Annotated in this window: 1 protein-coding gene; it reads right to left on the bottom strand. The window is 38.0% G+C overall.

The genetic code is table 11. From position 1 onward, the window contains the following. Positions 1-855 (bottom strand): transposase (locus AAIB49_RS19900; protein WP_343459068.1); only part of this gene is annotated, 855 nt, incomplete at both ends.

The raw sequence follows: 855 nt of genomic DNA, 5'->3' as shown, positions 1-855 counted from the left end.
CGATGTATTTAGGTAGTTCTAAAAAGTTTTCTTCGATCGTATTCAAAAAGGGAATCAATGTACGAGTGTCGGTTGGATTTGGAAATACGTCATAAGCGAGTGCATATTGACCCTCTGTCGCAACTTGAATATTATATCCAGCCTTCAGTTGTCCGTTTTTCATATAGTCATCTTTCATCCGCATAAAAGTGGCATCTTGATCTGTTTTGGAGTAACTATTGCGGTCTCCAAAAATCTCCATATCCTTTTGGTAATTTTGTTTACGCACAATAAAATCTTCAAATTGCTTACGATATTGTTTTGGTGCTTTTCGCTCGGAACGTAGTTGTTTCCGCTCTCCACCAACGTCGCTCGCTTCAATTTTCTTATCGTATGCTTCAATCTTCTCACTTAGCTTTTCCACAATTTCTTTCATTTCTTCAACCGAAAGCTCTTCGAAATCATCTCGTTCTATTTCAGGAATGATTCGCTTCTCGATTAACTCATCGTACATTTGATTGGACTTTTCAATTAGTTTTTCACTATAATTTTCAACCGACTTCCGCCATACAAATGTGAATTTATTCGCATTGGCTTCAATCTTTGTACCATCAATAAAAATAGCCTCTTCTTCAATTATTTCTTCCTTTACCAACTGAGATCGAAACTGTACAAAGCACTCACGTAATAATCCTTTGGCTAATGGGTGCACACGAAAGCGATTAATCGTTCTGTAACTTGGTTGATGTTCCTGAGATAACCACATCATTCGTACACTATCTTCTAATAAGGCTTCAATCTTCCTGCCCGAAAAGGCAGACTGCGTATAACCACAAAGGATAATTTTCAACATCATCCGCGAAGCATATGGCGGAC

This window comes from Ornithinibacillus proteolyticus (genome assembly GCF_039581225.1).
In the GTDB taxonomy this organism is placed as follows: domain Bacteria; phylum Bacillota; class Bacilli; order Bacillales; family Amphibacillaceae; genus Ornithinibacillus; species Ornithinibacillus massiliensis.
Note: the sequence above shows the minus strand (reverse complement) of the source record. Positions and strands in the feature narration are given on the sequence as shown.